We start from the raw sequence: 6689 nt of genomic DNA, 5'->3' as shown, positions 1-6689 counted from the left end.
GTTCTCAAACAACCGACGCACACCCAACAAGCCAGAACCTCAGTCCCAACCCGCCCGGGGCAACCCCTCTACCTTACCAGGTTTCGGCTCCTTGTCAATCCGCTCTTTCGAGCTGATCGCATCGAGCCGATCCTCCAGGCTCCGAACCGCGGGCGCACACGTCGCCCCCGGAGAGAGAATCGGAGACCGCCCCAGGGACCGACCACCGGTACCCGGCCTCGCGGCCGTCTCCTCGGTGTTCGTTCCTCCCTGCCGGGCGAACGACCAGAACATTACACACACGTCGCGGCGAGCGACAAATCCGCAGGTCAGAGCGCGGATCAGGGTCTCAGACGGGGCTCCACCCGCCTCTTACGACGGGCGCAACCCGCGCCGCGGCCGGGGCCGGACGCGGGGCCAGGGCCGGAAGCGGGGCCAGGGCCGGAAGCGCCCGGGGGCGGCGGGCAGCGCCCGCCGCCCCGGGGCGTCCACGTCGACCGGCCGGACCGTCGTCCGGCCGTCCGTCGTGCGGTCAGTCCGACGCTGCCACAGCCAGCGTCTTCTTGCCGCGGCGCAGGACGGCGTACCGCCCGTACAGCAGGTCGGCCGCGTCGAGGACCGACTCCTCCGTGGTCACCTTGACGTTGTTGACGTACGCGCCGCCCTCGGCGATGGCACGTCGGGCCGCGGCCTTCGACGCCACGAGGCCTGAGCCGACGAACGCGTCCACCACCAGGTCCCCCGCCTTCGCCGTCGTGCGCGGCAGCTCGGACACCGCCGCGCCGAGCGTGCCGGCGTCGAGCGCGGCCAGGTCGCCGCGGCCGAAGAGTGCCTGGCTCGCCGCGATCACGGCATCGGTCGCGCCCTGGCCGTGCACCAACGTGGTGAGGTCGCCGGCCAGCGCACGCTGCGCCTCGCGGGCGAACGGGCGCTCGGCGACCTCCTGCTCCAGGGCGTCGATCTCGTCCCGCGTGCGGAAGGTGAACACCTTGAGGTACGTGACCACGTCCGCGTCGGCCTGGTTCAGCCAGTACTGGTAGAAGGCGTAAGGGCTCGTGAGCTCGGGGTCGAGCCAGACAGCCCCGCCCTCCGACTTGCCCATCTTGGTGCCGTCGGCCTTGGTGATGAGCGGCGACGTCATCGCGTGCACCGCCGCGCCGTCGGTCTTGCGGATGAGCTCCACCCCGGACAGCAGGTTGCCCCACTGGTCGTTGCCGCCGAGCTGCAGGGTGCAACCGTGGCGCTCGTAGAGCTCGCGGTAGTCCATGCCTTGCAGCACCTGGTAGCTGAACTCCGTGTAGCTGATGCCCTCGTCGGACCTCAGCCGCCGCGCCACGATGTCCTTGGACAGCATCGTGCCCACCCGGAAGTGCTTGCCGACGTCGCGCAGGAAGTCGACCGCCGACATCGAGCCGGTCCAGTCGAGGTTGTTGACCATCCGCGCGGCGGCGGGCCCCTCGAAGTCGAGGAACGGCTCGATCTGGCCGCGGATGCGCTCCACCCAGCTCGCGACGACGTCGCGCGACTGCATGCTGCGCTCCGTCGTCGGGCGGGGGTCGCCGATGAGGCCGGTGGCCCCGCCGACCAGCGCGAGGGGCCGGTGCCCGGCCAGCTGCAGGCGCCGCATGTTCAGCAGCTGCACCATGTGACCCACGTGCAGGCTCTGCGCCGTCGGGTCGAAGCCCGCGTAATAGGTGACGGGCCCCTCGGACAGCGCAGAACGCAGCGCGGCCTCGTCGGTGGTCTGCGCCACCAGGCCCCGCCAGTGCAGCTCGTCGAGGATGTCGGTCACCGTGTCACTCCTTGGTCGAGGATCGCGGCCCGTGGCGGGCCGCGTCCCCTAGTCTGCCCGACTCCCTGTCGTGATCCCCCCGCTTTTCGTCCCTGCGGCCCCGCGCGGACGCCGCGGTGCCGCGGCCCGGTAGTCGGAGACCGTCGGCTCGTCGGGGAGCCAGAACCGCCACGGGTAGCGGTCCGCGCTGCCGCCCTCCCCGCTCACCCCGACCCGGGGACCGGAGCGCACGCGCGTCGCGGGCGACGGCCGGGCGAGGAGCACCACGTCGCCGCCGGGGTCGGTGAGGTCGGCGCCGTCGTCCGACCGGTCCAGCGCCAGCGCGACGGTCAGGCGCGCGGGACCCCGCGCCAGGTCCCGGTCCGTACGGAGGACTCCCGCCGCGCGCCGGCGCGCCCGGGCGAGCTCCACGCCGGGCACCGCGTCCGGGGCCGCGTCGTGGGCGTTCTCCGCGGCACCTGCGGCGGGGTTGCCGACGCGGGAGCCCGTGGCGGGGCGCTCGGCCTCCGGCGGGAGGAGGACCCCGGGACCCACTACCTCGCCGGCCCGCAGGAGGACCGCCGAGGCGGCGCCCACCGGACCGCACACCACGTTCACGCAGTGGTGCAGGCCCAGGTGCCTGTACACGTACAGCCGTCCGGGCTCGCCGAACATCGTCGCGTTCCGGTCGGTGCGGCCCAGGTAGGCGTGGGAGCCCGGGTCGCGCTCGCCGTCGTACGCCTCGACCTCCGTGAGCCGCAGCACGACCGTGCCCTCGGCCGTCCGGCGGGTGAGCGTCGCGCCCAGCAGGTCGCGCGCCACGTCGAGGACGGGGCGGTCGTACCAGGTGCGGTCGGGGACGGTCATGCCCCGATCATGACGGCCAGCGGGGCCAGGACGCACCCGGCCCCGCTGGCCCGCCCGGGCGCCGGCCCGGTCAGGCGAACCCGAAGAGCGGCGGGAACACGACCACCACGACCGCCGCCCAGATCCCGTAGGCGGGCAGGTAGCGGGTCTGCCACCGCTCGACGGCCGCGAAGCCGCTGCGCCCGCGCAGGAACCGGAGCGCGAGCCACCCCGACCGGACGAGATGTGCCAGCAGCACGAGGTTCAGGCCGAGCGCGGCGACCTTGTTGGGGCTGGCCCCGAACTCGGCGATGCGGGTCAGCATCGCCGTGAGCATCACGCCGTCGACCGCGAGCGCCGCCCCGACGAGCACCAGCTGCAGGACGTCGAAGAAGCCGGGCGGCGCCAGCGAGTCCCGGGCCGAGATCGAGTACAGCAGCAGGCAGAGCACGAGGACGAGGATCGCGTCCATGAGGATGAGCAGCCCGCGGTCGACGTCGACCAGGCCGCCCGCACCCAGCAGCACCGGCAGGACGCTCAGCAGCATGACGATCGTCAGCGGCGTGAAGACCTTGGTCAGCACGGGCGCGATGTTCTCGACGACGCTCTTCTTGGCCTCCACCAGCCACGCCGCCACGACGAGCGCGCCGGGTACGCACAGCGGCATGATCCAGTCCTCGAGGATCGGCTCCAGGTCGACGCCCACCATGCCGAAGATGCCGAACGTGAGCCCGACGAGCACCCCGCCGCCCAGCGCGAGGAGGGCCATGTACACCACGAGCTCGCCGGTGAACCGGACGAAGTCCATGCGGCCGGCGTCCGACCGCCACCGTCCGCCCATGTAGACGACACCGAGCAGGGTCCACAGGACGACGGGCGCGTGGATCACCGCGAGCAGCTCGGTGGAACCGCCCGGGGCGAACGGGTAGACGTTGATCACCACGGCCAGGAGGACGGCCGGCGCCAGCACCGCGGCCGCGACCCGGGACGTCACCCGCCGCTTCCACGCGAAGTACCCGGCCAGGAACGGCAGCACCAGGAGGCCGACGTTCCGCATCAGCGTGACCTCCTCGTCGAACGCGAGGATCCCGACCTTGACCGCCAGCCCCGCACCCACCGCGAGCGCGAGGACGACCGCCAGCTCGCGCCAGCGCGCCGCGCCGGCGGCCACGGGCGGCTCCGGGACCAGCACGAGCTGCTTCCAGAGCCGCTCGGAGTGCTCCCGGGCGAACTCGCGGGAGACGTCGTCGAGGTTGCCCATGCGCTTGACGGCCACGAGGAACGCCTCGTCGTCGTCGAGGCCGGTGGCGGCCAGGTCGTCGACCTGTGCGCGCAGATGGTCCTCCATCTCCTCGACGTCCGCGGCCGAGATGGCCCGGCGCCGCCGCACGTAGCCGCGCCACTGGTCGATCTGCGCCTCGAGGCGAGCGTCGCCGGCCATCAGGCCCGGCCCTCGGCGACGGCGGGGCCGGTCCCGAAGCCCTGCTGGACGCCGTGGCGGACGCCCTCCTGGACGTCCTGCCAGACGTGGCGCAGCGCGTCGGCGACGACCGCCCACTGCTCCTGCCGCTCGACCAGCACGTCCTTGCCCGCGGTGGTGATGGCGTAGTGCTTGCGGCGCCGCCCGGCCTCGGACGTGGCCCAGGACGAGGACACGAGGCCGAGGCGCTCGAGGCGGTGCAGGAGCGGGTAGAGCATCCCGTCGGTCCACTGCATGCGGCCGCCCGAGAGCTCGGCGACCCGCTTGAGGATCGCGTAGCCGTACGACTCGCCGTCCGCCAGGATGCCGAGGACGAGCGGCGTGGCCGACGCCGCGACCAGGTCCTTGTCGATGTGCACGAGGTCTCCCATACCTAGAGCTGCAAGGGTTCCTACCGTAGCGGATCTAGGTATGCGACGACGACGGCGCCGGACCCGTCGGCCCGGGGAAAGGCTCCACGTGGTTCCCTCGCCCGTCGAGCCGCACGTCCGCGCGCTCGCGGGTGCGCTCCCGGGCGTAATGTGCGCGCTCGTCGGCCATCCAGCGCAGCAGGTGCCCCCGGGCGTCGTCGCCGTCCCGCGCCAGGGTGCGGCGCAGCCGCTCGTCGTCGTCCGCCTCGACCCAGACGCGCAGCGCCGCCCAGCGGTCGACCTGGCGGGCGGCGGCCCCGCACCCCTCGACCACGAGGAACGGGCCCGGCTCCACGTCGTGCCGCTCGGCATACCGTCCGGCGTACCAGTCGTATCGCCGGTACCGGCCGGCCCGCCCCGCGGCCAAGGGCTCCAGGACCCACTCGCCCAGCCGGCGCGCGCCGCCGTCGGGCCCCGCCTCCCAGCCCTCGTAGAGGTCGTCCAGGTGCACGACCTGGCAGGCGAGCTCGGCCGCGAGCTGCGTCGCGAGCGTCGTCTTGCCCGACCCCGCGGGGCCGTCGACGCACACCAGACGCGTGGCGCGCCAGGGTTCCGCGGCGCCCGGACCGGGCAGGCGCGGCTCGGCGTGCCGCACCCGCGCCACGAGCGCGGCCAGCACGTCGTCGGGCACCGTCATCGAACATGCTCCTTCACGACGACGACCATGCGGTTCCGCCGGGATCGAGGGGTCGAGTCCTGAAGGAACCGCATGGTCGGCAGAGAGGTGGCCGTCGGGGTCAGGTCAGGCCTCGACCCAGAAGCGGAACTCGGCCGCCTTCTCGCGGGCGGCCTCCAGCTGCTCCGCGACCCGCGCCGGCGCGGTGCCGCCGACGGCGTCCCGCGACGCCACGGAGCCCTCGACGGTGAGCACGGACCGGACCTCGGGCGTCAGGTGCTCCGAGATCGCGGCGAGGTCGGCGTCCGAGAGGTCCCACAGCTCGATGCCGCGGCCCTCGCAGACCCGCACGCACTCCCCCGCGACCTCGTGCGCGACGCGGAACGGCACGCCCTGGCGCACCAGCCACTCGGCGACGTCGGTGGCCAGCGAGAAGCCCTGCGGGGCGAGCTCGGCCATCCGGTCGGTGTCGAAGGTCATGGTGCGCACCATGCCCGCGAACGCCGGCAGCAGCACCGTCAGCGTGACGACCTGGTCGAAGACCGGCTCCTTGTCCTCCTGCAGGTCGCGGTTGTACGCGAGCGGCAGGCCCTTGAGGGTGGTGAGCAGGCCCGTCAGGTCGCCCACGAGGCGGCCGGACTTGCCGCGCGCCAGCTCGGCGATGTCCGGGTTCTTCTTCTGGGGCATGATGCTCGACCCGGTCGACCACGCGTCGTCGAGGCGGACGAAGCCGAACTCCTTGGTGTTCCAGAGGATGATCTCCTCCGAGAGCCGGGACAGGTCGATGCCGGTCATGGCGGCCACGAAGGCGAACTCGGCCGCGACGTCGCGCGACGCGGTGCCGTCGATCGAGTTCTCCACCGGGCCGTCGAAGCCCAGCTCGGCCGCCACGGCCGCCGGGTCGAGGCCCAGCGACGAGCCCGCGAGGGCACCCGAGCCGTACGGCGAGCGTCCCGCCCGCACGTCCCAGTCCACGAGCCGGTCGACGTCGCGCAGCAGCGGCCACGCGTGGGCCAGCAGCTGGTGCGCGAGCAGCACCGGCTGCGCGTGCTGCAGGTGCGTGCGCCCCGGCATGACGGCGTCGCCCGCCGCCTGTGCCTGCCCGACCAGCGCGTCGACGACGTCGAGCACCAGGCGTGCGACGACGCGCGCGTTGTCCCGCAGGTACAGCCGCACGAGCGTGGCGATCTGGTCGTTGCGGGAGCGGCCGGCGCGCAGCTTGCCGCCCAGCTCGGCACCCGCCCGCTCGATGAGGCCGCGCTCCAGCGCCGTGTGCACGTCCTCGTCGCCGAGGACGGGGAGGAACTCCCCCGACTCGACGTCGGCCGCCAGGCGGTCCAGCGCCTCGAGCATGCCCGTCAGCTCGTCGTCCGTGAGCAGCCCGGCGCCGTGCAGCACGCGGGCGTGCGCCTTCGATCCGCGGACGTCGTACGCCGCGAGCGCCCAGTCGAAGTGCGTCGACTGGGACAGCGCCTGCAGCTCGGGCGACGGGCCGCCGGCGAAGCGGCCGCCCCACAGGGACACGTTGTCGGTGGGCGACGTCAGCGCGTGCTCCCCGTTCGGTCCGCCGGTGACCTCCGCGCCCAT

6 protein-coding genes are annotated in these 6689 nt (G+C 73.5%); all 6 read right to left on the bottom strand.

Going from position 1 to position 6689, the window contains the following annotated elements; all coding sequences use genetic code 11:
* Positions 1–511: 511 nt before the first annotated feature.
* Positions 512–1771: a tyrosine--tRNA ligase gene (gene tyrS, locus ABD254_RS15705; protein WP_344249443.1), complete on the bottom strand. Its 1260-nt coding sequence runs from the start codon at positions 1769–1771 to the stop codon at positions 512–514.
* Between the two features lie 48 nt (positions 1772–1819).
* Positions 1820–2617 (bottom strand): DNA-3-methyladenine glycosylase, encoded by a 798-nt coding sequence (locus tag ABD254_RS15700; RefSeq protein ID WP_344249441.1) that lies wholly within the window; start codon positions 2615–2617, stop codon positions 1820–1822.
* Between the two features lie 70 nt (positions 2618–2687).
* Positions 2688–4037 (bottom strand): permease prefix domain 1-containing protein, encoded by a 1350-nt coding sequence (locus ABD254_RS15695; protein ID WP_344249440.1) that lies wholly within the window; start codon positions 4035–4037, stop codon positions 2688–2690.
* A complete protein-coding gene (locus tag ABD254_RS15690) occupies positions 4037–4435 on the bottom strand; it encodes a PadR family transcriptional regulator (protein ID WP_344249456.1) in 399 nt (132 codons plus the stop codon). The genes ABD254_RS15695 and ABD254_RS15690 overlap by 1 nt, the downstream gene beginning before the upstream one ends.
* Before the next feature lie 46 nt (positions 4436–4481).
* Entirely contained in the window at positions 4482–5123 is a 642-nt protein-coding gene (locus ABD254_RS15685; protein ID WP_344249439.1) for a uridine kinase family protein, read from the bottom strand.
* A 105-nt stretch (positions 5124–5228) separates the two neighbouring features.
* Complete coding sequence (gene argH / locus ABD254_RS15680) at positions 5229–6689, bottom strand: argininosuccinate lyase (protein ID WP_344249438.1); 1461 nt, start codon at positions 6687–6689, stop codon at positions 5229–5231.

The sequence above is a fragment of the Isoptericola hypogeus genome (assembly GCF_039531145.1).
Classification (GTDB): domain Bacteria; phylum Actinomycetota; class Actinomycetes; order Actinomycetales; family Cellulomonadaceae; genus Isoptericola; species Isoptericola hypogeus.
This window is presented reverse-complemented; position numbering and strand designations above follow the sequence as displayed.